Consider the following 1,033-nt stretch of genomic DNA (forward strand, 5'->3'; position numbering starts at 1 on the left):
TAGGGAATGAAAACTAAACTATTGATAATAGTTAACCCGAATTGCTAGTTAATTTCATTGGAAAATAAATAAGTCGTGCTATCCTAATCTTAAACCACTAAGCATTAGAAAGCGCACGACTTATATGACTTATAATAGCACACTTCCAAAAGTTTTTGTTTATTTACTGACAACCATTGAGACGCTTTATCAAACGAGTGTTCCCCTTGAGGTTCAAAACCGAAAGGGTTCTGTTGCAAAGTTTTCCAAAAAATCTATTTTAGTGTAAAATTGAGAAAAAAGACAGAGAGGACAGAGTAATGAATCATTTTAAAGGCAAACAAAAGGCAAACAATTCAAAAAAGACGTCATTATTGTCGCTGTTGGTTATTACCTGCGTTACAATCTAAGCTATCGTGAAGTTCAGGAATTGTTATATGATCGTGGAATAAATGTTTGTCATACTACGATTTATCGTTGGGTGCAAGAGTACAGCAAAGTCCTCTATTATCTTTGGAAGAAGAAAAATAGACAATCCTTCTATTCATGGAAAATGGACGAAACCTATATCAAAATTAAGGGACGTTGGCATTATCTTTATCGTGCAATTGATGCGGACGGCTTAACCTTAGATATCTGGTTACGAAAGAAACGGGATACGCAAGCAGCCTATGCTTTCTTAAAACGACTCCATAAACAGTTTGGTGAGCCGAAAGCAATTGTGACCGATAAAGCACCTTCTCTTGGCTCCGCCTTTAGAAAGTTACAGAGTGTGGGTTTATATACTAAGACAGAGCACCGAACTGTGAAGTATCTTAACAATTTAATAGAACAAGACCATCGACCTATTAAACGACGGAATAAATTTTATCAAAGTCTCCGTACAGCCTCTTCCACGATTAAGGGCATGGAGACCATTCGAGGAATATATAAAAAGAACCGAAGAAATGGAACGCTCTTCGGCGATGTCGTCCACGCGCACGTTGTCGAGCCCGCGTTCGAGCGCCAGACGCAGCGCCGCCTCGCGCAGCGCCTGCCGGGTGGCCTGCTTCTT

General features: G+C 39.9%; 3 pseudogenes. 2 read left to right on the top strand and 1 reads right to left on the bottom strand.

The features are described 5' to 3' along the window. Window positions 1–124: 124 nt before the first annotated feature. Together ABZW11_RS46285 and ABZW11_RS46290 are read left to right on the top strand one after the other, a co-directional pair. Window positions 125–226 (top strand): annotated as a pseudogene (locus ABZW11_RS46285) (IS982 family transposase); the annotation flags it as partial. A 96-nt stretch (window positions 227–322) separates the two neighbouring features. Then, a pseudogene (locus tag ABZW11_RS46290) lies at window positions 323–943 on the top strand (IS6-like element ISS1N family transposase); the annotation flags it as partial. Here ABZW11_RS46290 and ABZW11_RS46295 read toward each other — a convergent pair. Further along, a pseudogene (locus ABZW11_RS46295) lies at window positions 938–1,033 on the bottom strand (TetR family transcriptional regulator); the annotation flags it as partial. The pseudogenes ABZW11_RS46290 and ABZW11_RS46295 sit on opposite strands and share 6 nt — an antisense overlap.

Source organism: Nonomuraea sp. NPDC004580 (genome assembly GCF_040609855.1).
Lineage (GTDB): Bacteria > Actinomycetota > Actinomycetes > Streptosporangiales > Streptosporangiaceae > Nonomuraea > Nonomuraea salmonea.